Genomic DNA, 25,798 nt, shown 5'->3' with positions numbered 1-25,798 from the left:
TTTTCCTTTAAAATCCATCAGACACCGCAACATAAATGCAAAAATTCTTATTTAGTTCGCTTAAAGGCATTAAAACTCGAAATTAGACAGAGAAGAAAAAGCAGACCTAATCTAAACCAATCCATACAGAGCCAAAACCATCCGCCACATACAAGAACAGGAGAAGAACCGTATTCATCAGCGTATAAAGCCATATTATAAAATAATTTTAGCGAAATAATCAACGCTATTAAGCTTACTCCGAATATAATCCAGTTCACTACTTTACTTTTCGTATTACCTGTTTCTTTGCTTGTCCTTGCCTTATAAACAACAATACCAAATACAACAATTAAAGCGGCAACAATAAATATAAACAACGGCATATGATACTTCCCCTTTCAACCAACGTCAAAAATAAAATCTATTTAAACTACATTATATAAATAATGAAAATCTCTTTTGGTTTCGCTTTATTAGCCTAACGGGTAGATGGATAAAAGGAAGTTAACAAATATAAAAAGAATTAATATAAGGCGCTTATTATAATGAACCCATAAAACAAGACAGACAAGAAGGGCAAAATAAGTTAGAGTAGAGACATGGAAAAGAGAAGAAAATTTACCCCGCAAGAAAAATCGAAAATAGTGCTGGAAGTCCTACGGGAGGAAAAAACACTGAGCCAGATCGCGTCGGAATACCAAGTTCATCCTAATGTTATAAGCCGCTGGAAAGCGGAATTTATAGCCAATGCGGACAAGGTATTCAGCAAAGAAGCCGACGAAGTGGGAAAAATCAAACAAGCCTACGAGCAAGAAAAGGATGACCTCTTAAGACAAATCGGACAACTCTCCTATGAAGTGAGTTGGCTCAAAAAAAAATCTGGTAGAAACTAAATCCCGCAAAGAACGTATGGCAATGGTCGAAAAAGGCGATAAAAAGCTCAGCATAGCCCGGCAGGCCGAACTATTGGACATCAACAGGACAAGTCTTTACTACAGGCCTGTCCCGATTAGCCGGGAAGAATTGGATATCAAGCTGCTTATTGATGAGATTTACACCAAGCATCCTGAGTACGGCTATCGCAAGATGACCAAAGTTTTAAGGAACAAACACAACATCATTATCAATTGTAAAAGAACGCGCCGGTATATGCGGGAAATGGGGATTCATGGATTCTGTCCGGGCCCCAACCTAAGTAAACGGCTGTACAAAAAATATCTTTACCCCTATTTATTAAGAGGCCTGAATATCGACCATGCCAATCAAGTGTGGTCGGTAGATATCACCTATTGCCGGATGAAGCATGGATTCATGTACCTGGTAGCCATTATCGACTGGTATTCCCGGTACATCGTAGGATTTGGGCTATCCAATACATTGGAGAAGATATTTGTTATTGAAACGATAAAGAAAGCAATAAAAACACACGGTACCCCTGAAATCATCAACAGCGATCAAGGCTCACAATTTACATGCCGGGAATACGTCGGTCTTTTAAAAGAAAACGGCGTCAAAATATCCATGGATGGTAAGGGCAGAGCGCTGGACAATCAAAGGATAGAAAGATTCTTCAGGTCTTACAAATGGGAAAAATTGTACTTGGAAGAATGTGAAACAGGTCATGAGCTTCGCCGGCTTACCAAAGAGTATATTGAGGAATACAACAACGAAAGACCGCATCAATCCTTAAATTACCAAACACCAGCAGCATATTATTATGGCAGGAATTTGGAGCTAAAAGCAGGTTAAGGTCTTGGGGACGCTGTCCCCAAACCCCTGTCCTCGCCGGAAGGCAGCCGGTCATATCTGACCGGAAGACAAAAGGATAATGGGCTGCCCAGATGTCAAGGGTCTCCGGCTGTGCCTCCGATGAACGAGCTTCGCTCGCCCTTGACATCTCCCGAAGTAGAATATCTATAAAACAACAGGAAAGGAGAACCTAACTTAAGTCAGCCAAAAATTTGTCTTGACAATGGGGGGCACCATATATTTCCAATATTTATCCAATAAAATTTGTTTTCGATTGAATATAGTAAATTCTTTCGGCTTCCATATTAGTAGTTAGCCCTTACCCTTATTTCTAATCAAGATCATGTCATCACGAACCTTTTGCCCTTTAATTGTTAAGCCCCAAAATAAAGTTGACTTTTCATTACTCCAAGTTGAATAGACTAAGCCAAGAGCCTTAAACTGGTTCATTATTCGTTTTAAAAACTGATGATCAGTAAAATAAAAGTCGCTACCTTTAAATATCTGATTTTTTATTGCAGTAGAAATTCCACTCTCTGTTATTAATACATCCATCATTTCTGTAGCAATAACAGAGAAAATTTGGGGAAGAGTAGTTGATTTACTGCGGTTTTGCATAAAGTTTCTATCATAGTAGTAATAATCTATTCGAATTTCACAATCATCAAATGCAACATTATTTTGTGTTGTTAGTGATGCAATCACATTGTTTGCATTGAGGAGTTTTGATTCCAGATCATTTTTTTGGGTTTGCAAATCCATTACCTCTCGACGTAACGATGCTTCATCATAATCTACCGCTCGTTGCCAGCCTGGACGACTTATTTCGGATTTTGCCCGCATGATGGCAATAGCCAGTTGTCCTGTGAGTTCATCGTTAGTTTTCCAAATGCTGGCCAAACGGTTGGTCAAAGCTTTCTCCCTAAATAATCCAAGTTTTTCAATTTTGCCAGTATCTTGATCGACTTTTTCCTCAGGCAATACAGCAGAATCATCTATAGCAAATACGAGTACGGGGATACCTTTTTCTCTCGCATACTCGTATTCCATCTCAGTATAACTAAAACCAGTCTTTGGATTAACCGATCCATACCTTTTACCAATTATGAGGATATAATAGTCACAGAGATCAATAACTCTCTTAATGACTTCAAATTGCTCATCATCTGTAGCAACAAACGCCTCCATTCCCGAGGGAATACAGTCGGCCATTAGAAGAATGTTCAATATTTTTCGCCGTTCTTCAATAAGATCAGAGTAAGTTGAACTAATAAACACTTGATATTTCTTCTCAGCCATCGTTCTTTCTCCTATAATCAAGAATAAATTTCCTTATTGAGGCAAGTAAAAATTACGAATTTTGTGGGTAAGCAGTCTGCATTTGCTCTTAATTAAAATTCTGATTATAGACACTAGTTAAAGCAAAACTGCTTTAACAGATTCTTCGTTTAGAATGTCAAATAATCTATCCCCAGATAGATTGTGAGCTTTGGCAAACCTCTTTTTTGCTATATAGGTACCCCTTCATAATCTCCTGGCAATATTAACCTCAAATGGTATTCGACATAATTTTATGATCTTCCTTTCCAGTTGACAATCTAATTTATAAATCCTATAGGGTAGCTGCAACAGCTGGGCAATTCATCCAGCCTTAGGCATCCTATTCTCTAGTAAAAATTTTGTAAAGAGCAGAAACGATGGCAGTATAGACAGCTGATCCAATGCCAGACGAGATTGCAACTATCTATTTGTCGTAACCCTACTAATTTTCCCAACCGCACCATATAACCCGAGGCCTAATATAGCCCCAGCGCTATCAATAAAAACATCACCAATCTGCGCACTTCTGCCAGGGACGAATAACTGGTGTATTTCGTCACTCACAGCATATAAAGTACAGATGCTAAGTGCAATAATTACCATTCTAATCCCACTAAGTCCACTTCTTCTCAAGGCGTTGACCATCAAAATCCCCAGTATGAAATATGCGCTGGCATGAGCAAATTTTCGCACCATGTGATTCAGCTCTTTTGCCAAATCAGCTATTGCACTGCTTTCAATGTTTAATTGGATAACCTGACATACTTTTTGGATAATTACTTCCGTTACCCTTATGCTCAGACGGTCAGACTGAGTTGCTGGTTGAGATGAAAAAACAAATATTATAGTTAGCCAGAAGGCAACCGCAACCCAGGAAAGCAGAAGGAATGGTTTGTTATTTTTATTTGCCATTATCTATAAAAAAACCTCACTAGTAAAAACCTATAATCAAGGTTTGCAACCTCCGCACGGCACATAACCTGCTGCCTGGGCCTCGGCCGCATCTGCAAACCATATTTGATTTTTAGGTAAAATGGTCTTTGCGTACCGGCAGCTTGGGTAGTGATATTTATTAGACTTTATGCTGCCAACATAAGCCCCGGTAGTGGCCGGTGTTTGTGCTGGAGTAACCTGGGTCTTATAATTGTTTGCAGGCGTGTCAGCTGTGCTTGTTTTACTTATGGCAGTGTTATAAGTTTTGCCGTCGGTAGTTATCACAATGTTACCGTTAAGGTCAGTACGGTATACAGTGGCGCCGGCATTTTGCAATCTCTGCAGTGTCTCTAAAGTTGGATGGCCATAAGTATTACCCGTGCCAACACTTATTACAGCAACCTCTGGGCTGACCTTACTTAGAAAAGCCGCCGAAGTAGAAGTTCTACTGCCGTGATGGCCAACCTTTAAAATCTCCGCATCCAGTTCACCCGAGAGAACTGACTCGGCAGGAAATCCCGCGTCACCCATGAAGAGAAACTCAATATCTCCCGTATCAAGTCGGCAGACAACTGAATAATCATTAACATTATCCCAGGAGCCAGGTCCTGTCATTATTTGTAGCACTACGCTACCAAAAGTGAAGGTCTGATAGTTATCAACTTCCCAGTACTTACCTTCGTTTTGAGATAGATACAAATAATTCTCATACATGCTAGTATCTGCGTACATTCCGCTATCAATAGTTTTTATAACATTAAAAGCATAATATATTGGTGGGAGACCGCCGATATGATCTGCGTGTGGGTGGGTGGCAATTACAAGTTCAAGATCTTCGTCCATGCCATTGTTTTTTAGGTAGTTAATTACGGTAGGCCCATCAGAGGGATTGCCGGCGTCAATTAGTATGTCGTTATGGTCCGGAAGTGATATATAAATTGCGTCTGCCTGGCCAACATCAATGAAATGGACCTTAATAGTGCCGGTACCCGATATACTCGTTATAGTGATAGTTTGGGTTGTTCCATCCCAGGCTACCTGGCAGCCAAAAGCTTCCGAAACAAAACGAAGTGGAACCAAGGTCCTGCCTTCTATTATTTTAGCTGGAACAGAAAGTTGTACTTCCTGGCCGTTTTTATAAGCAGCCCCGCCTATCATTAGGCGTATTTCGTTACCTGATTTAGTAGCTGTCACTGTTTGGGTATTGCCATCCCACTGGACATCAGCGCCCAGGGCTTCGAAAATTACCCTAAGGGGTACCAGTGTGCTGCCGTTTTCGATTACCGGCGGTACGTCAAAGGATAGTTGTTGGCCATCAAGAATAACCTGGGGGGCTGCGTAAGCGGCTGTGGCAACAGCAAAGCTCAGAAGTATAGACAATACTAAAGTTCTAAACTTTTTCATATGTGATTCACCCTTTTTCTATTACTTCGGTGGATTGCATCTACCACAAGGGGTATATCCAGCTGCTTTTGCATCGGAAAGGCTCATTGGTATCTTGCTTTTAGATAAAGAACTGCAGCCAGCCGTGTGATATTTTTCACCGGTGTCAGTGACATACACTGTTATTTCTTTCTTCTCTGTCTGTGCCGGTGTCTGTGTCTGTGTCTCGGTCTGGTTCTGTGCAGGGGTCTGTGCCGGTGCCGGTGTCTCTGCTGGTGCTGGTGTTAAAGTTGTTTGTTCAGGTGTAGTCGTTTTATTAGTTTGGGCCTCCGGGGTAGAAGCAGTTTCTTTAGTTTCGGTTTGTTGCTTTTGTTGCTCTGGCTTAGTCTTTTGTTCCTGCTGGGTCTGAGTTGTGGTTTGAGAATTATTGGCTTGCGGTTCGTTCTGATTGCTAGGTTGGTTAGATGAATCTAGCATAGCACCTGTAAAAAACATAACAAGAGCTATACCAGCACCAGCAAGCCATTTTTTCCAGATGATATTTTTCTTAATTCCGAAAATTACAGAACCCACAATAGCAACGATAAATCCTAACAGACCTATAACTCCTATGAACATCCACATTTTACATCCTCCCTTTTATTAGTTCAAAATACTGCTTCCCCTTTAAATAATTTATCACTTGCTTATCGAATACCGTTTAAACAATAACCACCCGTATAAAGGGCGGTCGTTTTCTTTTCCACATTTTACTCATTCGATATAATTCTAGTAATTTCCTTCACAAAATGATAGGAGATTACCATCTTATAGAGAAAAAAACCATTTTGGGAAAATATGTGTTTTGGCTAGAAGTAAATCAAAAGAGGACTAAAAAATGACCCCTTATATAGAGGTCATTCTAGATGGCAAATTTTTAGGAGTTTAGGTCTGCATAAAGGGCGTTTTCATCAGCTTTATATTTAGCAGTGTACTTCCCTGGCTTATTTATACCAAAATGGTTGAAGAAACCCCTGGCAAATACTTTTGTTTTCTTAATCATCTGTCCATCCTCTGATGTTTTGATTCTTAGCATCCCACTTTCCCGGTCATAGGCCAATTCTACTTTCTCAGCCTGTAATTTTTCCCTTGCATGTTTATTTAGTACAATAGAATTCTTAGATAATGTTACTATGGGAAACTTCTCAACTCTTTCCCCTCTTGGTCTGTATACTTCAAAAGCCACGGTATACACCCCTTCTTTTCTGTATTTAGCTTTGGTTATTATATCCATTATATTACTTGAAGTCAAACGAAAAACACCCCGAAGGGTGTCATATGTTGATATGGCAGCTTAGTTACAAGAATTACATAGCTTTGGCATTTTTGAACATTGATGCGGCACATTCGCCGCAAACCATCTTCCCACGAAATTGTTTAACGTCAGTGGCGTTATTACAAAAGACACAAGCAGGCTCGTACCTCTTTAAGATAACATGTTCACCATCAACAAAAATTTCTAAGGGGTCCTTCTCACTAATACCCAAAGTACGTCTTAACTCAACAGGCAAAACAACACGCCCGAGTTCATCAACCTTTCTAACGATACCTGTTGCTTTCATATTAACCCTTCCTTTGACATAATATCTTAATTTCTAACCCAATAGTACCATTTATTATTAAAAGTGTAAATGCTTTTTTGTTTTACCATCTATTGCTCACTCAAAACACAAAAAGCCCGAACCTTTCGATTCTGGGGCGCCATTATTAAAAAAGGGTTAAAACACCTCTCCCATCTCTCCCATGTCTACTAAGTAAGCTACTTTCTTCAGCCGTAATCTATCTTTTTGGTTCCGCCATTTTTCAGCCATTCTGCTGTAAAAGCTCTGCGTTTTGCTCCTTGAGAGACTCATATTCGCACGCGAAATGGTGATAGTTTCTGTGCCCTTTATCATTTTGCGCTGGGAAATAAGCCTTACCGTGTAAATCTACAATACCTTTAAGAAATCTTTTGCCTTTAGACACAGTTATTAACAACCAAAACCTTAATGCTTTTTCAGGCCCTTAATTCTTCAGCAACTGATTCTATTTTATTTTTAATGCTTTCAACTGCATTTAATTCTTTACGCACATAGCAACCTTCCATGCCGCTGCTGTCATACCAACCACTTCTAACATCAATACATACCCTTGCTAGCATATACCTTTCTAATAAAGACGAGATAAGGCGATACGATAATATTTCAGGTGTAGTAGTTTTTCTTTAAAAGATTGCAGGCCAAGTACCTGTTCCACCTGGTCAATTACTTGTTTGGTATCATCAGCGCTTAAAAATGCATCAACATAATTATTTTGGTCAGGCCATCGCAGGTTCTCAAGGCTGAGCGTTGGCCTTAAATAATATCCGGAAGTGTGTAGGTGCTGGGACTGCTGGTTGAAATGGCATAAGTTATTCCATGGAAAATCGCCTTCTTTAATGAATAAGCTAATACAATCGTATTGTCCTCCACCAGGGTGTAGTTCCCATATTGATAGATTTTTATTATAATGTCTTCTCATTAATTCAGTGACTATCCGCCATGTAATGGCAGTTGTGCCTTGTACCCGGTTTGATGGACACGCAGAACTGAGGTAAAATTTAACTCAGTAGGAGGTGTCCGTAATGACAACAAAAGGTAAAAGGCATGATAAGGATTTCAAACTTGGCGCCGTCAAAATGGTCGGTCAATAAATAGTGTCGCTGTTGACCTTGGGGTCAGTTATGATACTCTCCATCGTTGGATTAGAGAGTTTAAAACAGACCCGCAGAACTCCTTTACCGGCCAGATTTATCAACATATTCTGTTAGCTCGGGGAATGATTTAAATATCTGTCTTTTCTGTTGAAGTGATAAGTACACCTGGTCCATCTCCTCTCTATTAAATCACCACTACTATTTTAGGTTTACCACCCGGATAAGCCGTATCTTTCTTCTAAGTATTCCAGGAGGCCTGTCAGTTTTGGATTGCTAATACGATGCATTGACGCAAAGCCGGACTTGTTTCGGTAGTGCCATGGGTAATCCATGCCAATTGTTTCGCAGATCTTAACATCGTCCAGACCGGCCAGGCGGCCAGGTTGTCCCTGGCCAACGTTGTTTTCAGCCTCAGCTGCTCCGCGTAGTCAACGTACTGCAGCTGGCAGCCGCCGCAGGCGCCGTAGCTGGTACATTCGGGCCGACACCGGCTTGGAGACTGCTCTATGACTTCCAGCAGGCTGCTGCGGGAGTAGTTCCGTTTTATATGCGCGATCTCAACCAGGACCGTATCACCCGGCGCTGTGCCGGGGACGAATACGGCCATCCCGTTGTGCCGCCCTACGCCCTCGCCGGCGTGGGCAGGCCCGTTTATCAGAAGTTTTACCTTATCCAACCTTTACAGAACCTGGTGGTTTTTCATTTGCGCTTCCACCTGCCTGCATAGTTTTAAAATAAATAATATTTGTCTTTCGGATAAATTATTTCATTTTGGCGGCTGCCAGCGTATCCGTGTCCTTTAGCCTGCTGATAATATGATCGTTCATTTTGTTATAGCTGTCCCACGCATCTGAACTATGGGCAAAATAATGAGCAAAGGTATATTTGAACATCCATTTCATCCCGCTTAATAATTTAAAGCTGGAGATACCAGCTGTTTGCACAAACTGTTCTTCCTTAATGGCAGTAATATCATGGGCAGCCCGGTTCCTTAATTTTCCCTCAACGCTACGCATAGCCAGTGCCCTTTCCAATACCTCCCCGTTAGGGTTGCGCCCTTCTGCTCCGCAATCGAATTCGATCATTGGCAGCAGCGTGGAGCAAGATAAATCACTATCCTTGAATGCCGGGCTAAACCTTTTATCATAATAAGCAAGCATTCGCGGGTCATTTTTTTCTAACTTATCGCGCCTCATCCTCCAATGCCCGGGATCGGCGGCGCTTTGCACACAAAAGTCCCTTTTTACCTGCCTCCGGCACTTCCTATCTAAAAAACACTCAAACAACCTGCTTAACGCAGGTGATATGCCGCGCACAAAATCCATTAGCAGTCCTGTTTTCTGCTGCAAATCTAATAACAGTAGATATTCAAACAGCTCTTTGGCATCGCCGGACTTTATTGGATATAAGTCATAGTGTGCCATATGGCTGTCTTTTTCTGCCGCGCTCAACTCCATGTTTTTGCGTTTTTGGGCGGCTCTTAACAGCTGCATAACATCCCGGGGCACAAAATCTCTGACTGCGTCTAAAATATGCAAAGCCGCAGTATAGTTGTAGGCCTCGATATTACTGATGGCAGCCTCCCTTAAAAACAGGTAGCGGAGGTTCTCTGCTTCCACCTGTCGGGTCCTGTCCTTGGGTTCCAAATCAGGATGGTTGTCCAGGTTATTTGTCCAGCATTTTTCCAAATCGTAATCTGGTGTGCCGTAATTCTCGCGTTCGTGCGGGGTGGTTACCTGTATTGGAATAACCGGGAAGGGGGCTGTTAAAGCCAGCAGGTGACAGGTGGATTTCATCTGCGGGGTCCCGGAGGAAAGGTTTAGCAATATATTACAGCCGGGATTGTCTCTATGGATTTTATTCAACTCTTTTTCAAATATAAGATAGAAGATATCAAATTGCTGCGGATTGTCAATTTCTTCATAGCGCAGCTCTATTATTTCACAATTAAAACCCTCTTCCCGGCACAGGGCGGCCGCATGTATTCGATAACGGTCATCCTGGTCAGCCAGCTCACAGACTCTTTTGGTCATGAACAGATATGCCTTTTGCGGTTTATAGTGCCGCATTATGTGCAGAAAAGGCCCGTCATGATCGTTTTTTATGGGGTCAGTCATCCCCAGGGTGCTGAATAAAACTTTTGGCACGGTTTCACCTCTTTTCAATTACGCCGGGGGCAGGTCATATAATCACAACCTCTTCCTCTTCCACCAAATCTACAGTTCCCCAGGCCCTGATATCAGCGTTGCTGGTAAGTTTATAAACCCTTATTTGATCTTCCTTGCCTATAAGACGCGGGATTCCCTTAATGAGTTTTTCATATTTAGAGCTTGACAGGATACATTCAAAGGCCGATTTTTGCACCCTAATCCCAAAGCCCTTCAAGTATTTTGCAAAAGCTGTCCTGCGGCGGTTGTCAACAATATCATAAATCACTACGACCAAGTATTTTCGCCTCTCCTCCGCAACAAATTCATCGTAAAGAAAGATACGTTTACTGCATATCAATTGTGTCATCTAATCACCACCGGGTGGTATGCGTCCGGGTCCCCTTCTTCCACAGCTTTGGCCAAACATTGACACTGCATTTCAATGGCTCTTCGAAAGCTCACAGAATAGTCAACATAAGTAAGATAATGAGACCGGCCGCGTACCTTTTTCTCATATTCAGCAATATATGCCTTTGAAGCTTCAGTATTTAAGTAGACGCCTCCATCGTGATTGGGAGCGTCAAAATGGTCCTGTTTAATAATTCCTTTGCTTGTAACATATAGCGCTAAAGAGTCGGCTAATACAGCCCGCCATTCTTCCATTAAATCTGAACACAAAGCTGGATGGCCTTTTCGTATGCTGTGCAGAAAGCTGGCATAAGGATTTAATCCCCGGTTTACAGCAGCAGTGTACACATCGTACATCAGTAATGTATATGCAAAGCTTAAAAGGGAATTGAAAGGATCGCGGGGAGGCTGCCGGTTACGGCTGTGAAAAGCAAATTCAGGACCAACCAAGGCGGATAAACCCTGATAGTAGTTTCTGGCTGCGATGCCTTCAATCCCCATTAACACCTCTTTGTTGTCAACTCGTTCCAATCCAGGCAATAACTTTACCATATCGTCAATGCTTTTTGCAACTGACGTTTCCATTCGGTTCCTTTGGTAGCGGCGAAGTATGGTGATTTGGTTTTTTACTTTAGCTGTGACTATCTTCTTACCCAATGCAAGACAAAATTTATCGTCCTCTCCACAGGCAAATTGCCGTCTTTGCCGGTGAATATTAACATTTCGCGTAGATTCCAGCCGGCCAAAGAACTTTCCCCTACTTGAAAGCCAGGTCAAATTTATATCTCTCTCCATGAAATGCTTGACGCAGCTGGAACTCAGGGATGCTTCACCGAATATTATTACGCTTTCTACCCCCTCAATCGGTAAAGTGCGCTTTAAATGCTCTTTTTCGCTTTCTACAACAACGCAATTATCTTTTACCCAGATTTTAGCTGCCCTTTCATAGATATAAAGAAAGCTCACAGCTATCGTCACCTCCATATAAGATCTGTACGTTTCCGTCCCCTTAAAGGGGTCTTTTGTTTTGAATAAAACAGTGCGTGCGATGATTATGCGCCGAGTACGTTTCCGTCCCCTTAAAGGGGTCTTTTGTTTTGAATAAAACCGAGTAATATCTTTTAAAAATGGTGTTTCTGTTTCCGTCCCCTTAAAGGGGTCTTTTGTTTTGAATGCAGGCTTCTTGTGGTTCGTGGTGATGATGACGGTTTCCGTCCCCTTAAAGGGGTCTTTTGTTTTGAATAAACAGATTTTTGGTATCCACCAACAGATCAAGCGTTTCCGTCCCCTTAAAGGGGTCTTTTGTTTTGAATAAAAGGAGGAAATTTCAATGGCTAAACTGGAAAAGTTTCCGTCCCCTTAAAGGGGTCTTTTGTTTTGAATGCAGGTGGTGCGATGAACCAAGTACAAAAAAAGGTTTCCGTCCCCTTAAAGGGGTCTTTTGTTTTGAATTATACGACACTTGTCGTATACGTGGCGCACTGTGTGTTTCCGTCCCCTTAAAGGGGTCTTTTGTTTTGAATTTATAGATGGAATCGTAAGGAAGAGGAAGACTTTGAGTTTCCGTCCCCTTAAAGGGGTCTTTTGTTTTGAATAAAACCGAGTAATATCTTTTAAAAATGGTGTTTCTGTTTCCGTCCCCTTAAAGGGGTCTTTTGTTTTGAATAGTGTAAAATGTTCTAAGGTTGACTACTGGAAAAGTTTCCGTCCCCTTAAAGGGGTCTTTTGTTTTGAATGTAATGCAGAAAAATAATGATATAGCGGAATTAAGTTTCCGTCCCCTTAAAGGGGTCTTTTGTTTTGAATCGGACATTGCCGAAATGATTGCGGTAAAATACGGGTTTCCGTCCCCTTAAAGGGGTCTTTTGTTTTGAATATTACTGCCGTGGCATTGGTAGATATTTAAGAGTTTCCGTCCCCTTAAAGGGGTCTTTTGTTTTGAATAGAAATCAACGTTGATTATAAGTTATTTGACGTCTAGTTTCCGTCCCCTTAAAGGGGTCTTTTGTTTTGAATTGTCACAGTATGGCCTATCGGCCATAACTAGCACGTTTCCGTCCCCTTAAAGGGGTCTTTTGTTTTGAATTATACGACACTTGTCGTATACGTGGCGCACTGTGTGTTTCCGTCCCCTTAAAGGGGTCTTTTGTTTTGAATTTATAGATGGAATCGTAAGGAAGAGGAAGACTTTGAGTTTCCGTCCCCTTAAAGGGGTCTTTTGTTTTGAATAAAACCGAGTAATATCTTTTAAAAATGGTGTTTCTGTTTCCGTCCCCTTAAAGGGGTCTTTTGTTTTGAATAGTGTAAAATGTTCTAAGGTTGACTACTGGAAAAGTTTCCGTCCCCTTAAAGGGGTCTTTTGTTTTGAATGTAATGCAGAAAAATAATGATATAGCGGAATTAAGTTTCCGTCCCCTTAAAGGGGTCTTTTGTTTTGAATCGGACATTGCCGAAATGATTGCGGTAAAATACGGGTTTCCGTCCCCTTAAAGGGGTCTTTTGTTTTGAATATTACTGCCGTGGCATTGGTAGATATTTAAGAGTTTCCGTCCCCTTAAAGGGGTCTTTTGTTTTGAATAGAAATCAACGTTGATTATAAGTTATTTGACGTCTAGTTTCCGTCCCCTTAAAGGGGTCTTTTGTTTTGAATTGTCACAGTATGGCCTATCGGCCATAACTAGCACGTTTCCGTCCCCTTAAAGGGGTCTTTTGTTTTGAATTTGAGGGCTGGATGAATAAGTCCTGGAGAACGTTTCCGTCCCCTTAAAGGGGTCTTTTGTTTTGAATAAAGGAGAGATTTGAATGAGTAACTTGAACGTATTGGTTTCCGTCCCCTTAAAGGGGTCTTTTGTTTTGAATAGGCGTTTCACTAACTCGGACGTAGCAGTAAAGCTAGTTTCCGTCCCCTTAAAGGGGTCTTTTGTTTTGAATCCGCACCCACAGCCACTTACGAGTTATACGTAAAGTTTCCGTCCCCTTAAAGGGGTCTTTTGTTTTGAATCGAACTTGTCAAAATGGATACATATTGTTTAATGCGTTTCCGTCCCCTTAAAGGGGTCTTTTGTTTTGAATTCTTTAAAGGTTACTAATAAAAAAGTAGTAATTGTTTCCGTCCCCTTAAAGGGGTCTTTTGTTTTGAATTGGCTATTGGGTTGTTAACGTCAGCGGGAATACTGTTTCCGTCCCCTTAAAGGGGTCTTTTGTTTTGAATAATAGTCATAACAGAACATGCTGATACAACACGTTTCCGTCCCCTTAAAGGGGTCTTTTGTTTTGAATCCTGTCCGCTGAAAGCCTTGTTTTGCCTGGTCCCAAAATGCATTTTGCGGAGCAGAAATAATATTTTCCATTGGTCCCCATATTATTGCCGCCAGCACATTAATCACACCAAATTATCTTACGCTTTCTCTGTTTTACGCTTGATTTCTGGTTGCGGCGCTCAATTCGGGTGATAACCGCAAAACCACTAAACTATTTGCTTGATTTTTACAGCCCCCATACCCAGGGCTGTTTTTATCCCTATCCCGCAGTATTCAGCGAAGGAAAGCAAGGCCCCGGCCAACCTGGCGAGTGGTTCCGGCCCGCTGATGACCAGCGTTATCCGTCCCATGTAGCCGGTAATTTTGGTATTTTCCAGGAAATAGACAGCCGTTCGCAGGGAATAACGGACTATGCGCATATGCCGCGCTACTTGTTCCATAGCCTGGGGGTCGTCGATAGACACATCATGGGTAAAATCGCTGTAGCGCTTGCTAATGCTGTTGACAATCAAATCCGGGTTGGGAAACAAAGCGTATTGGCCGTCCTGCCTGTGGGTGCACGGGGTTAGAAACTCCAGTTCATAGCGCCGGCACGGAGCTCCGGCCGCAAAAAAACGGCTGAAATACTCCTGCTCACTTTGCAAAACTCTTTGCGTGCCGGTCACTTCCAAAGTCAAACCCTTTTGCTGCAGCTCAATCCGGGTCAAAGGCAGTACGGCCTGCCCAATGTGACCGGCTATTTCAGTATCCCACATACCGATAACCCAGCTTAAATCCTGGCCGGGTTGGGGTAAAACATACTGGGAAAAGGGCCTAAGCCGGCTATGGTGGAGCGTTTCCGCCACATCAGGCGGCAGGGCCTTGAGCAGGAAACCATGAAAAAGTGAGCCCCAATTATAGTTGGCCCTTTGCTCGCCGCCATATTTACACTGCACAATAATTTTTTGCATCATTTTTCACTTACCTGATATCATAAATTTATTCCACGATCAGTTCGCATCTGCCCATCTGGTAATACTGCCCCGCATACATGGCCGTCTTTAATGTATGGGGCGACACTTTGTATACGGCGGCGTCTTTGCCGTGGCCGTGCCGGGGAAATTGTTTGGCCATTATTTTCGCGGCCAGGTCCAAGGCTTGCTCCCGTTGGGGAAACAAGTTATAGACAAGGGTTTTGGACACATAACCCGCTCCTCCCCCCAGGATAATATCCACCCCCTGTTGGGCCGAAACTGTTGCATCATCCGGGGTTTCCGCAAAGCACTGTTCGAAATTAGCATAATGCTCATCAGCAAAGCTATGTAAAGCCGCCTCGATGCTTTTCGCATTTAGCCCGGCATTAGCCAGCATGGCTGTATCCAGAGTCACGGTCAAACGGGCTTCGCTGCCCGGTTTTATAACTTCCCTGAATATCGGCAGGTTGTTGACGGTTCCATCCGGTTTGCGGTCGTATTTGCCCGTCAAGGTCAGGGTCTCAAAACTCAATGGGGCGCTGTCGCTGATGCTGACGCCGCGCATCAAGTCGTTGACCGGACTGTATATCTCGCCGCCTTCCCTGGGATCTCTAATCCCCAGGCGGTAAAAAATTCTTTTCTCCAGCCTGTCCGCTTCTCTGGCCAGGAATTTCCGCACGTTTACGGAACTATCGGCGCCGGTAATTTCACGCCTGGAGCTGTCCCAGCGGCCTTCTTTAATTAACATAGCTGCCAGCGCTGTGCGGACGGCCCCTTTAACGCTGGAGCCCGGTATATAGGGGTACCCTGCGGGATCTTTGATGAAGGTCAGCACTTCACGGAAGTTTGCCGCCCGGGCAGCTTCACCTGCTTCTATGCTGTAACTGATGAAGGACGGATAGTCAGCCTCGCCGATACCGTTTTCCCTTAAAAAAACACGGAAGTCATTGTGCCGCTGCTGGTAGAGGTAATCTTCATACTTCGGCAGCAGTGAACGGCTTTTTAAAAAAGTAACCAGGCGCGGCAGGTCGGGAAAATAGATCAGGCCTTTACGCGCGTCAAAGATATATTCTTTTTTATTGAGGCTCTCTCCCGAGCCGATAAAAACCGGCCCCAGCGCGCGCAGGGTAATATTCAGCCTCTCGAGATGACCGTATTTCACAAGTTCACCCCCGCAAATAGAGTGTTGCCGAATCGCCATACGGGATGGGTGCCGCCGTCGGACAGGTCGTACATGCCCCCCTTGAACCTTCGCCGCAAACAGGAACCAGGCGCCATCATATACATCGTGCGTTTTTTCATCTGCCCGGGCGCATAATTTTCGGAACAGATAAAGCCGCCACGCCTGACCAGAGCATACCAGCCGTCAGCCAAAACATCATCCAATTCGTTATCCGCCGGCAGGGCGGTGCCAAGCAGCATCTGATATTGCGCCCGGCTGTCCTCAATCAACTCCATTAATCCTGCAGGCACGTCGCTTTGCCGGACTTCAAATTTCCCCCAGCCCGATGACTGCTTGCCGCCGATGCCGGACAGGCCCAGGCGGGCCAGCAAGGTCCCGAAAGTATGCCGGGCATCCTCATGCTCGGCGCGGACAACCAGATACAGCCCGCAGCCTCTGGCAAATTTCCACGCGGCCACATGGTACGGCAGGGGCTGGTCATTACCCTTTAATGCCACCCTGGTAACGACAACCATCCGGCCAAACTTGTATTTAAATTTTTCGACATCTATTTGCGGCCGGCGCAAACCCAGCAGGTAGTCTGCGAATAAGGACAGGGGGATGTACTCTACGTTCTTTAACGCTTTTTTTAAACCGGCGTCACCTTCACGCCTGGTATTATTAATAAACAAAATAGGCCTGGGCAGGAAAAGCTCATCTCCGGCATAAGGCAGCGCGTCGGATATGGTCAGCGCCCCGCCGGCAAACAAGTCAGCCAGCCCGTTAACCTCGCCGGCGCGGGCTGCTTCACAGCACAGGGCGGAAAAGATGGTATCGGCATGGATGTTCATCCGGCAGTCATCTAATGAGCCGGCTCCCGCATCCTTCCCCATATGCAGGGCGGTGGTAAAGCTAAGCCTGTAAAGAAAATGCTCCATACTCCTCCACTTCCTTTAACATATTTAGAAGGGTGTTTACATCCACGGGGCATTCTCCCTCTCTCACTTCTACCGTAAAATCCGCAAAAGCCACTTTACCGTAACCGCGTGACCCGTGCCCGCCCAGGTAATCCATAGACAGCAGCTTCAGGGCTTTGGCGATATTGGTAAAATCAATTTTGAGTACTGCTTGATCCTCCATATCATAAACCATATTAATGGCGAATTCGGAACCCCTTACCACCCTTTCTATCTGCCGCGGGTTGGCAACAGCTGTAAGACGGCTGATCGTGTTTTCAAACTTCACTTCAGTCATACCGCCGCGCTTTTTCAGGTCTGCGGCGTTGACCAGAAAAGCGTCGGCGAATTGCAGGCGCGCGGCCTTGGGATTGATCCCTTTTTTACTGTTGCCGGCGGAGCCGAAGAGGCGCGTAATTTCCTCAGGGTCATTGGCGCATTCCTGGGTTATGTAGTGGTATTTGATGCTCTTTGCCAGCAGCGTGCGCATTTTACCCTTGAGGCTGGAACCGGGCAGCATCGGTTCACCGGTGAAAGAATCCCTGATTACCGGGCTGTCAACCGCGCCGATAGCGGAAAATGCCGACGACCCGCCAATATGCATACCGGTTAAAACTTTCATTTTGCATTTGATAAAAATTTTTCCGTACATTATACCCTTCCCCCCTTACTTATCCTGACCTCCATAGTAGCGGTGGTAGGCTACCAGCGCTTCCATATAGCGGGAAAATTTTTTAAAGTTCTCCCGGCTGCCGCCAATGTTATTTAATAGATCCAGCAACCCCGCCTTAGTTACGAAGGGCTTGACCACATACGGTTCCCGCCCGCACTCGTAGACCAGCCGCACTTTCAGGTATTCGATCCGGCTCTGCAGCTCCGGGCTCAAGAGGTCGTCTTGTTCGGTGATCACATCGTTGTAGATTTCGCTGACCATAGCCAATATGTTCCTAATTTTGCTGGTGGTAAATCTCTGGTAATCCCTTAATGATCGCTTCAGTTCCTGGATAACCTGGTCTGCCTGGGCGGTATAGTTTTCCCCCAGTGTGAATTGCGCCGCGGCGGTTTGCGACCGGGACGGCTGAGCGGGCGGCGCGCCTCTAGAGCCTGCTCTGCCAGTATTATCGGTCCCTCTCGTTTGGGTTTTAGCGGGTTGTAACGGCTCACCCGCAAGCCCTGCTTTTCTAAGGGCCTCTCTCATATCACCACTCATGCCTGCTCCTCCTTTTCATTGCGGTTATAATATGTATACAGCATGATTGCTGTAATCAATTGCCGCCTGTCCTCATCGTTTAAGGCCCATTGATAAATACTTTGAGAAAAATTACGGTAACTTTTTTTAAACTCAGCGCTGGCTTTCTGCCCTGGCTCCCGCCTTCCCAGCAAATAAGCCAGGCGCGCTATATTTATCGCATCACTCTGCGCCTGCCGCAGCAAGTCGACGATGTTGTACAGGTAGCTGCTGCCGTAGTCGTCACTGCCGGAAAAAATACTGTCAATAACCGCGTACTTTTCGCCCAGCACATGCTCCTCAAAGGTATCCCAGTCATAGGTGTGCTGTGCTTGCAGCTGTCCATCGCCGATTTCCAGCCCGAACAGCGAGATGGCGTTTTTCTCCCGGCCGTTGCAGCGGTGCTGTTTGGCGTATTCCTCCAACTGGGCTGTTTCAGCCGCCATCCTGGCAATGGGGTAACCCGGCACAAAAACGGCAAAGCCTGCCGACAGGGTCAGTGTGCCGCCGGCATAACGGGCAAAAGCCCTGCGTATATCAATAGCTGCCGCCAGCACCTCGTTCCAGGCGCCCACCAGAAACAAGTCATCGCCGCCTGAATATACGACCACAATATTACGTGCTTTGGCCGGCGCCAGCAGGTCAAATTCGCCGTTGGCCAACAAGTCATTTAGATAGTATTTAAAAAAAATGGACAGGCTGCGCGACAGGGTGGCAGTACGTGACAGGGTTAGATACCTGTATTTGTTTTCAGCCGCGTGTTCCCTGATAAAACCGCTGACAAAGGCGGCACCCATGTTATCTACATCTGCCCGCAGCACCCCGATCCTTTCGATGCCTCTAGAGCTTGCGGCCAACTCGGGAAAAGTTTTCAATTCCCCGGTCTGGCCGGTGGCCGCATAATCCCCCAGCCATAGTCTGGTGGCCAGATAAAAGCCGGTACGGTAGGTATTCTTACTGTATATGCGCACCACTTTTTCCGGGGTTTTTTGCAGGAGCTCCCTGACTTTTTCTGCCTTAAAGGCGTAAAAATAATACTCCTCGCCCCGGCTCGAAAACAGCGGCAAGAATGTACCGTTTAATTCCTGGTTGGCGACTACAAAAACTGTATCTGGTTTGATCAGCATCCCGGAGATGTCAGTAAAAGCAGCGCAGGTTTGACAAAGGGCGCCTACGTCGTTTCTTTCCTCCAGCAGGCCTGACACCCCGCAAACGCCGCATTCGCGCCCTGACTTGTCGGTAGAGGTACTGTTTAACAGCCGCAGCTCCTCAGCCGAATAACGCCTCAACTTGTTTTCCGATACTTGAGCGGACAAGCTGCGGAAAATATTGACGTAGCTTTCGGGATCATCAGTTTTGCTCATCAACTCCTCTGCCGAGCATTCCTGTAGGCCATAAGCTACAAACAGGCGGGCGCCGAAATATTCAATCAGCTTACTGTTAATATTCCTGATAGCTTCACCTGACTTTTTTCTGGCCTCTGCGGTATGGGGCAGTAAAATATAAGCATGCCCGCCGCCCGTATATAAAAGGTTGGTGCGGTAAAGAGAACAGGCACAGAGAATTTCGTCTGCCAGGTTTTCCAGCAGCAGCTCCAGATAAAAGGAGCGCGCCCGCAGACCTTTTAAAGCTCCTTTAGAAGAAATTGTATAAATAAATTGCTGAATCCCCGAAATATCTATAGAGAGCAGGCAGAAGGCTTTTTCCCGGTAAAAATCCCGCCTGTTTTTAAACAGCTCCAGATAATAATCAGCTCTCTGCTGACTTTCCAGATATAAAGCGATACAGGCCGCCAGGGCCGCTGTTATCTTAGAGTGGTCAAAAAGTGATATATCGGCGACCTCGCTCAAATATGTAGAGGACGGGATGTAGGATAAGTAAGCTTCGGTAAGCTCCAGCAAAGAATTCACATATTCATCCTGAAAATTAATGCCGGCTAAGCCTGCGCTGATGCCTGAAATGATCCGGTTGTAATCTGGGGCTGGTTTATAGTCCCCCCTTTCCTGCGGGTAATTAATTTTTTCATGTATCGGCGCTACTTTGTGGACAGTTTTTCCTGCTGCGTTGTTCAGTAGGTTGTAAATCGAATTCTGCGGCCTGCTTCTGTCAAAACCCCCGGCCGCTTCGCCTTCTGTTTCCCGGCGGTCGGAGCCGGAAGCGATATTGTCAGCCAGGTAAACGATATAAGCGGCGCTGTCTTTTTCTAATTCCGCCGAGATGAGATCCTGGTGATGGTGGTATCTGATACAGTCCAGGATAAGCTGGTCATCCGTAAATTTATTAACCCATGCACAGCCGGAGACGCTGTGGGCACGCCCGTCAACATTTGAGCCACGGTGTAAAACCTTGCCTATGTCATGTAAAAGGCCCGCATTTGTTACACCCCTTACCAGATCATGCAAATTACCACCCCATTTAAATTTTACAATCTTATTTTTGGATAATGATAGCTTAGTTGTATACTTCTCCCTTTTTCGCCAAAATACCTTTATAATACCCCTTACTCAAACAGTTTATTTATAACTCACCGGCCGGCAGCAAATATTCCTTATTAAGCATAGCGTATTAGGCCTGCAACATATTGTCAGTCCATAAAATTAAAGATGGCTGATGCTCTGGGCATAGAAAAAGGGCGATCGCCAAGATCACCCGTGAAAGGAATTATACTGTTATCATGCTAACTGCCATGGCAGCTTCTTTTTTTCTTTTGACGGGAAGGCTGCGTCAAATTTCTCTACTTCTGCATCATCCACCAAATAACCATCCGGGTCTTGAAAAGTACCTGTTATCCCAGTAAGATAACCTGATTGCAATTCCTTTACCATAAAGAACGGAGCCTCTTCATCTCATGGAACAGCAGCGTAATAAACATGCATAGAATAACCACTGACAAATCCAAATCTCTAATAGCAATCTGGATTTCCCGTAATCGCTCCACAAACAAGCTCCAGCGCTTTTTCCATTGCAAAACGAATCAGCTTACTACCATATCCCTTGCCCCGATATTCTGGCAACACACTGACCGGGCCAAATGTCATAATCGGAATAATACGTCCATTATCACACATTATTTCGGATTTGCAGTACATGATATGAGCCACAATTTTGAGTTCATGCCCCAGCCAGCCAGTTTTATTGTGTACTTGAGCGAGTGCTGCCGCAGCTAATCAAGAGTAAAAAAGCCGCCTTACCCAGCGACCTTCTGATACTCCACTATTAATCCATCCAACTGCTGGCTTACTTCCAACAACTCTCCAATATTCCGGCTATATGGAGCTATCGTATACATTACTGACCGCAGACGCTCTATCTCTATAAGTAGTTCAGTACGGGACATGATACCTACTCCCTAAAAATTATATGTATAATTTCGTGGCGAATCTTGTAATATCCTGCATATTTAGGAAGATTTTTTTGAAATAATTTTCTAAAAAACGGTGCGTTTTAGTACCGTAAAAAAAAGTAATAGGTTATGTAAAATACCCAATAAACTATGTCCTTCATTTTGTCCGACTAGACACGGAAACTGTGATCCAACTCTTCGAATATAAATTTTGGGCTTACTTCTTATATATTACATATGTTTTTAAATTTATTTACTAACAACTTGCTAACCAATTTGCTAACCAGGACTATTTTCTAAAATATAGAATACCAGCAATATCAAGGCTTCCAACTAGACTGGTTGGATTACCTGGATTTGTCTGAAAAATATATAATGATCCCGTCCGGCCTTTGTTTTCAAGGTATCCAGCGATCTAGACTAAATTGTCGAGTTAACTCACATTCAAGAGGCCACTGGTTCGAAACCAGTCATCCCCACCAGGAAGATGCAAAAAGCTCCGGGATTCCGGAGCTTTTTATATATCGACTTATTTCCTGTTACTTTGCTGTTCTACTATATTACTTTTATTTCATCATCGACACCGGTCAGCTGCTCCAATCCGTCTTCATTCAAAACAAAAGTGTCTTCAATACCGACCGCCCCCTCGCCGGGAAAGACAAACTTCGGCTCCAGAGCGAACACCATCCCGGGCTGCAGGATTATTTTATAATTTTTCGCTATAACAGGCAGCTCATCCAGCTCCAGCCCGATCCCGTGCCCGATAAATTTGACGCCGGCGCCGTATCCCATGAACTGGTCGGCAAAACCTGATCTCTCTGCAATATCACAGGCAAGATTAAAGAGGTCCGTCCCCTGCGTGCCCGGTCTTGTTTCTTTTATTATTCGGCGTTTTATTCCCAATGACGTATTGTGCGCCTTGACCAGCTTCTCGGACACCGGCCCGATGGAAAAGATCCTGGTATGGTCCACCATGTATCCGTTAACAACAGTAGCGTAGTCAACCAGCACCGGCTCGTTCCGGACGATTTTCTTAAAGCCCGCGCTCTGCGGGAATGAGGGGTTGAGGCCGGTCCCGCCGGTAGGCCCGTTAAAAAAGCTGGGGTAAGCCGAACTCCACCCGGACGCCAGGTGACCCATGAAGGCTTCCTGGTTGAATGCTCTCACGCGCAGGGCGCCCTGGTGCCCCTTTTTTCTTAGAAAATATTCTATCCGGCTGGCCAGACCTACCTCCGTCATGCCTTCCCTTAAAATATTCGGCACCTCGCGAAACATCTCAGTGCTTAAAAAGGCTGATTCCCTCAAGCGTTCGATTTCATATGGAGACTTGATCATCCTTGTTTTACGTATAGCTTCGGATACATCGACGGTTTCCACCGGGTCAAGCAGAGCCTTATATCTTAAAAACAGGGTCGCCGGCAGGACGTCCATTTCCAGACCCAACCTGCGTTTTCCTTTTAGAACTCCGTTTATGCCCTTACGGATATCTTCCATGTTCCCAACTGAAGCAATATCTTTTAAGGCGCTCTCTTTCAGCGCTCGATTATAGCTTTTCTTAACCATCAAGAGCGGTTCACCCTGGGCGGGAATAAAAAGGTGGGCGTCCTGGCAGGTGCCGCTGAAATAGAACAGATCAGCGTTTTGGACGATCAGGGCTCCATCGATGTCTTCCGTACGAAGGCGCTCTTGAAATTTTCCTATCCTGCCGTACAGCTCTGTTTCCGGTGTGTAACTAATTATACTGTTGATCATTTAATACCTCCCATTCTGCAAAAAAGCGAAAAACCAGTTTGCAACGCGATATTATCAATTTTAAGGCTTTTTCTAAAATTTTCAACCTCCTGTTTGATAATTCCTTTTTTCCGGGATAAAACCCAGCCTTCATACCTTTGGCCTGAGCCGCCTTAGTTGTTTAGCCAGGTCTTTAATTACCCGCCTGCCCGGCGAGTGGATCAATCATGATACTATTGTTTCAAGTTTTTGGAATAATAAGTGGTTCAGACGCCAGCGCCCGGTATATTTCCTCCCACGAATGTTTCCTGTAGACAAGCTCGGGCAGCTTCCCACGGTTATACGGGGCGTCCATAAGCAGCACCGGGATTCCTGCTGCACTTACCTTGATGCCTATTTCAAGGGTGTCTTCGACCAGTACTTTTAAATCTCTCTCCAGGCAGAATTCCTTTTTTTCATGGCTGCCGAGCAGCAAAAGGTCGTCATACGGCAGGCTGTTTTTATTAAGCCAGTCAAGTGTTTCCTGATAATACTTTTTATCCCTGGCCGAAATGATGCAGATTTCGTAAAGCTGTTTCAGCCTGCCGAGATAATACGAAGAACCGGTTACAGGATCCGGTTCGCTCATTAAAAAGCGTCCTTTGCGATCAAGAAATAATTCAAGGTCATCAACAGTAATTTCGTAGGTCTTATGGATCTCATAAAGGTGTATATCCTCTACCCGCTTGTTTTTATTAAAAAACTTATTCAGTTCATTTACCCAGAGCGGCAGGCTGTTGGCCAGCACCCCGTCTATGTCCACGCCGATTTTCATTATACTCCCCCGCTGCGCCTAAAATCCTCTACCAGTATATTCGCCTGGCCCGGCTGAATTCCCTTTTAAACAGCGATCCTTACACGGCAGCAAAAAAAAACAGCCCGTCAGGGCTGATTTCAGATCAAGTCATCGTTAATAAGAAAAAATCGCATTTCCTATCGTTTTGCTTACCGGCCTGGACCACAGCCACTTGCTTTTTGCATAGTTGGCAAAGAAATAAAGTGCCCCGTTTGTCGGGTCAGCTCCCTCCATCGCTTCTTTTGCCGCTTTAATCGAATCGCTGCTGGCCGGCCGGTTGATCCACCCGTTCTGCACCGGCTCGAACTGGTAAATCCCATTCCCATTTTGGTATATCACGTCTCGAATTGTTTTAGGGAATCCAGGGGCTGCCACCCGGTTCAATACTACCGCCCCGACTCCTACTTTTCCCTCATATGGTTCGCCATCTGCTTCAGCGGTAATTAACCTGGCCAGGAGGTCGACTTCCTCCGACGTTGTCCGATTAAATAATCCTCCCCTGCTTACCTGCGGCGCTGCCTGGGGCGCAGTGCCGGAATTATTGTAAGGAGCGGACAGATACAGTACCATGCCGGGGTAAATAACGGTACTGACCAAGTTGTTGGCTGTCATGACGTCCTGAAAATTCATACCGTGTTTTTGGGCGATCAGGTAGAGCGAGTCTCCCGGCTGCACGGTATAAGCAGCCTTGCCGGCAATGTTACCAGCTGGGACTTTACCCTGGCCGTCAGGCTGACCGCCGGGAATGTTTAGCTGCTGGCCGGGGAATATCAGGTAGTCCTTTAGACCATTGGACTCCATCAGGTCCTTGACAGCTACTCCGTAACTGCCGCTTATATCATAGAGACACTCGCCCGGCAAAACTGTGTGGGTATCGGCTGCCAGGGCATGAGCGGGCAAAAAAAGAACGCCCGTCAAAACAAAAAAGCAAAAAAACACACGGGTAACCAAAGTCATATAATCCCTCCCTTGGCCTCCGAGGTTAGCTGACGGGTTCGGGTTGAGGGCACCCTACAATTTCGGTCGTCGGTCGTCGGACATAGGAAGTCGGATTGTTTGTTGGAAATCACCTTTAGTGATTTCCTTCTTGTATCTGACTACCGACTACTGACTACTGACTACCGAAATAGATTCACCCCAAAAATTTTTTTCCCCCGTTCCCCGGTTTTACCGGGGTTTCGGCCTTTTGTATAATTGTACAAGGATCTCCATAGTTTGACCAGAGCACAAAATTTTACAGGTTGTATCCTGAATACAATAAAATAACCCCCGGCGGGGTTATTTTATTTAGACTTTACTCTTCTAGTTTTGTTCTTCTTCCGCTATTTTCTCGCCACAATTCATGCAGAATTTGGCGGCAGGCGGCAGTTCCGTATTGCATTTGGGGCATGCGGGTGGTTTAGGGTTCAGCTTTTCAACCTGGTCTTCGAGGCTGGCGATTTCTTCTTCCAACTCCTTGGTGGTGTTTAACAGCCTTTGGATCTCTTCCTCATGTTCCTTTTCGCCTTTAAACTGCAGATAAACGAGATTGCCCAGGGCGGAAATATTGTTTTCCACTTCTTTTTCCCGCTTTGAGATTTCAAACTTCAGCTTGGTGGATTCCACCAGGTCGCTGGATTTTTTCCCAATTGTTTTGGCTCCCTCACCCAGGGACTTTGCGCCTTCACTAACCTTTTTCAGAAAATCCACAGT

General features: G+C 44.8%; 26 protein-coding genes, 1 pseudogene, 1 CRISPR repeat array and 1 riboswitch. Of the genes and pseudogenes, 2 read left to right on the top strand and 25 right to left on the bottom strand.

Annotation, left to right across the window (positions count from 1 at the left end; all coding sequences use genetic code 11):
• Positions 1 to 47: 47 nt before the first annotated feature.
• A complete protein-coding gene (locus ACOBQJ_RS03010) occupies positions 48 to 365 on the bottom strand; it encodes a hypothetical protein (RefSeq protein WP_421070244.1) in 318 nt (105 codons plus the stop codon).
• A gap of 216 nt (positions 366 to 581) precedes the next feature.
• Here ACOBQJ_RS03010 and ACOBQJ_RS03005 point away from each other — a divergent pair.
• Positions 582 to 1,731, top strand: a protein-coding gene (locus ACOBQJ_RS03005; RefSeq protein WP_421070243.1) for an IS3 family transposase whose coding sequence is annotated in 2 segments (ribosomal slippage) — positions 582 to 853 and positions 852 to 1,731 — 1,152 coding nt in all. Because the reading frame shifts where the segments join, the coding sequence is not laid out codon by codon here.
• A 312-nt stretch (positions 1,732 to 2,043) separates the two neighbouring features.
• Here the strand turns inward: ACOBQJ_RS03005 and ACOBQJ_RS03000 are convergent.
• The 7 genes from ACOBQJ_RS03000 to ACOBQJ_RS02970 all read right to left on the bottom strand — a co-directional run bounded on the left by ACOBQJ_RS03000 (position 2,044) and on the right by ACOBQJ_RS02970 (position 7,932).
• The gene (locus ACOBQJ_RS03000; RefSeq protein WP_421070242.1) at positions 2,044 to 3,030 is read right to left on the bottom strand and encodes a DUF4062 domain-containing protein; all 987 of its coding nucleotides are present in this window, start codon (positions 3,028 to 3,030) and stop codon (positions 2,044 to 2,046) included.
• Between the two features lie 441 nt (positions 3,031 to 3,471).
• Positions 3,472 to 3,963, bottom strand: coding sequence for a VanZ family protein (locus ACOBQJ_RS02995; RefSeq protein ID WP_421070241.1), 492 nt, complete (start codon positions 3,961 to 3,963; stop codon positions 3,472 to 3,474).
• A 36-nt stretch (positions 3,964 to 3,999) separates the two neighbouring features.
• The gene (locus ACOBQJ_RS02990; RefSeq protein ID WP_421070240.1) at positions 4,000 to 5,388 is read right to left on the bottom strand and encodes a stalk domain-containing protein; all 1,389 of its coding nucleotides are present in this window, start codon (positions 5,386 to 5,388) and stop codon (positions 4,000 to 4,002) included.
• 21 nt (positions 5,389 to 5,409) lie between these two features.
• Positions 5,410 to 5,991 (bottom strand): hypothetical protein, encoded by a 582-nt coding sequence (locus tag ACOBQJ_RS02985; protein WP_421070239.1) that lies wholly within the window; start codon positions 5,989 to 5,991, stop codon positions 5,410 to 5,412.
• Positions 5,992 to 6,283: 292 nt separating this feature from the next.
• Positions 6,284 to 6,658 carry a hypothetical protein gene (locus tag ACOBQJ_RS02980; RefSeq protein ID WP_421070238.1) on the bottom strand — a complete coding sequence of 125 codons (375 nt, stop codon included), beginning with the start codon at positions 6,656 to 6,658 and terminating at the stop codon, positions 6,284 to 6,286.
• Positions 6,659 to 6,713: 55 nt separating this feature from the next.
• Positions 6,714 to 6,968: an AbrB/MazE/SpoVT family DNA-binding domain-containing protein gene (locus ACOBQJ_RS02975; RefSeq protein WP_421070237.1), complete on the bottom strand. Its 255-nt coding sequence runs from the start codon at positions 6,966 to 6,968 to the stop codon at positions 6,714 to 6,716.
• Positions 6,969 to 7,554: 586 nt separating this feature from the next.
• Positions 7,555 to 7,932 carry a hypothetical protein gene (locus ACOBQJ_RS02970; protein ID WP_421070410.1) on the bottom strand — a complete coding sequence of 126 codons (378 nt, stop codon included), beginning with the start codon at positions 7,930 to 7,932 and terminating at the stop codon, positions 7,555 to 7,557.
• 138 nt (positions 7,933 to 8,070) lie between these two features.
• Here ACOBQJ_RS02970 and ACOBQJ_RS02965 point away from each other — a divergent pair.
• Positions 8,071 to 8,211 (top strand): annotated as a pseudogene (locus ACOBQJ_RS02965) (hypothetical protein); the annotation flags it as partial.
• A 128-nt stretch (positions 8,212 to 8,339) separates the two neighbouring features.
• On the opposite strand, the gene ACOBQJ_RS02960 reads toward ACOBQJ_RS02965, so the two are convergent.
• The 17 genes from ACOBQJ_RS02960 to ACOBQJ_RS02880 all read right to left on the bottom strand — a co-directional run bounded on the left by ACOBQJ_RS02960 (position 8,340) and on the right by ACOBQJ_RS02880 (position 25,795).
• On the bottom strand, positions 8,340 to 8,756 hold the full coding sequence (locus tag ACOBQJ_RS02960; protein WP_421070236.1) for a TRAM domain-containing protein: 417 nt from the start codon (positions 8,754 to 8,756) through the stop codon (positions 8,340 to 8,342).
• Between the two features lie 85 nt (positions 8,757 to 8,841).
• Positions 8,842 to 10,227, bottom strand: coding sequence for a type III-A CRISPR-associated CARF protein Csm6 (gene csm6, locus ACOBQJ_RS02955; RefSeq protein ID WP_421070235.1), 1,386 nt, complete (start codon positions 10,225 to 10,227; stop codon positions 8,842 to 8,844).
• Between the two features lie 34 nt (positions 10,228 to 10,261).
• Positions 10,262 to 10,597, bottom strand: coding sequence for a CRISPR-associated endonuclease Cas2 (cas2, locus tag ACOBQJ_RS02950; protein ID WP_421070234.1), 336 nt, complete (start codon positions 10,595 to 10,597; stop codon positions 10,262 to 10,264).
• Positions 10,594 to 11,622: a CRISPR-associated endonuclease Cas1 gene (cas1, locus tag ACOBQJ_RS02945; protein ID WP_421070233.1), complete on the bottom strand. Its 1,029-nt coding sequence runs from the start codon at positions 11,620 to 11,622 to the stop codon at positions 10,594 to 10,596. Before cas1 ends, cas2 begins: the two co-directional genes overlap by 4 nt.
• Before the next feature lie 13 nt (positions 11,623 to 11,635).
• A CRISPR array of direct repeats spans positions 11,636 to 13,917; the repeat unit is 36 nt; unit sequence GTTTCCGTCCCCTTAAAGGGGTCTTTTGTTTTGAAT.
• Positions 13,918 to 14,104: 187 nt separating this feature from the next.
• Positions 14,105 to 14,851 (bottom strand): CRISPR system precrRNA processing endoribonuclease RAMP protein Cas6, encoded by a 747-nt coding sequence (gene cas6, locus ACOBQJ_RS02940; protein ID WP_421070232.1) that lies wholly within the window; start codon positions 14,849 to 14,851, stop codon positions 14,105 to 14,107.
• Between the two features lie 25 nt (positions 14,852 to 14,876).
• Positions 14,877 to 16,013: a type III-A CRISPR-associated RAMP protein Csm5 gene (gene csm5 / locus ACOBQJ_RS02935; protein WP_421070231.1), complete on the bottom strand. Its 1,137-nt coding sequence runs from the start codon at positions 16,011 to 16,013 to the stop codon at positions 14,877 to 14,879.
• A complete protein-coding gene (gene csm4 / locus ACOBQJ_RS02930; RefSeq protein WP_421070230.1) occupies positions 16,010 to 16,951 on the bottom strand; it encodes a type III-A CRISPR-associated RAMP protein Csm4 in 942 nt (313 codons plus the stop codon). Before csm4 ends, csm5 begins: the two co-directional genes overlap by 4 nt.
• Positions 16,926 to 17,621, bottom strand: coding sequence for a type III-A CRISPR-associated RAMP protein Csm3 (gene csm3 / locus ACOBQJ_RS02925; protein WP_421070229.1), 696 nt, complete (start codon positions 17,619 to 17,621; stop codon positions 16,926 to 16,928). Before csm3 ends, csm4 begins: the two co-directional genes overlap by 26 nt.
• Positions 17,622 to 17,636: 15 nt before the next feature.
• Positions 17,637 to 18,179: a type III-A CRISPR-associated protein Csm2 gene (csm2, locus tag ACOBQJ_RS02920; protein WP_421070228.1), complete on the bottom strand. Its 543-nt coding sequence runs from the start codon at positions 18,177 to 18,179 to the stop codon at positions 17,637 to 17,639.
• Positions 18,176 to 20,599, bottom strand: a complete 2,424-nt coding sequence (cas10, locus tag ACOBQJ_RS02915; protein WP_421070227.1) for a type III-A CRISPR-associated protein Cas10/Csm1 — start codon at positions 20,597 to 20,599, stop codon at positions 18,176 to 18,178. Before cas10 ends, csm2 begins: the two co-directional genes overlap by 4 nt.
• A 270-nt stretch (positions 20,600 to 20,869) precedes the next feature.
• Positions 20,870 to 21,022, bottom strand: coding sequence for a hypothetical protein (locus ACOBQJ_RS02910; protein WP_421070226.1), 153 nt, complete (start codon positions 21,020 to 21,022; stop codon positions 20,870 to 20,872).
• 78 nt (positions 21,023 to 21,100) lie between these two features.
• On the bottom strand, positions 21,101 to 21,265 hold the full coding sequence (locus ACOBQJ_RS02905) for a GNAT family N-acetyltransferase (RefSeq protein ID WP_421070409.1): 165 nt from the start codon (positions 21,263 to 21,265) through the stop codon (positions 21,101 to 21,103).
• Between the two features lie 119 nt (positions 21,266 to 21,384).
• On the bottom strand, positions 21,385 to 21,534 hold the full coding sequence (locus ACOBQJ_RS02900; protein ID WP_421070225.1) for an aspartyl-phosphate phosphatase Spo0E family protein: 150 nt from the start codon (positions 21,532 to 21,534) through the stop codon (positions 21,385 to 21,387).
• Between the two features lie 561 nt (positions 21,535 to 22,095).
• Positions 22,096 to 23,292 carry a M24 family metallopeptidase gene (locus ACOBQJ_RS02895; protein WP_421070224.1) on the bottom strand — a complete coding sequence of 399 codons (1,197 nt, stop codon included), beginning with the start codon at positions 23,290 to 23,292 and terminating at the stop codon, positions 22,096 to 22,098.
• A 220-nt stretch (positions 23,293 to 23,512) separates the two neighbouring features.
• The gene (locus ACOBQJ_RS02890; protein ID WP_421070223.1) at positions 23,513 to 24,085 is read right to left on the bottom strand and encodes a 5' nucleotidase, NT5C type; all 573 of its coding nucleotides are present in this window, start codon (positions 24,083 to 24,085) and stop codon (positions 23,513 to 23,515) included.
• Between the two features lie 135 nt (positions 24,086 to 24,220).
• Positions 24,221 to 25,063 (bottom strand): cell wall hydrolase, encoded by an 843-nt coding sequence (locus tag ACOBQJ_RS02885; protein ID WP_421070222.1) that lies wholly within the window; start codon positions 25,061 to 25,063, stop codon positions 24,221 to 24,223.
• A riboswitch (cyclic di-AMP (ydaO/yuaA leader) is annotated at positions 25,064 to 25,300 on the bottom strand.
• A 108-nt stretch (positions 25,301 to 25,408) separates the two neighbouring features.
• Positions 25,409 to 25,795: a zinc ribbon domain-containing protein gene (locus tag ACOBQJ_RS02880; RefSeq protein WP_421070221.1), complete on the bottom strand. Its 387-nt coding sequence runs from the start codon at positions 25,793 to 25,795 to the stop codon at positions 25,409 to 25,411.
• Between the last annotated feature and the right edge of the window lie 3 nt (positions 25,796 to 25,798).

Origin of the sequence: Pelotomaculum propionicicum, assembly GCF_048984525.1 — a bacterium.
Taxonomy (GTDB): domain Bacteria; phylum Bacillota; class Desulfotomaculia; order Desulfotomaculales; family Pelotomaculaceae; genus Syntrophopropionicum; species Syntrophopropionicum propionicicum_A.
The sequence above is the reverse complement of the archived record's forward strand: the minus strand, read 5'-3'. Positions and strand labels throughout refer to the sequence as shown.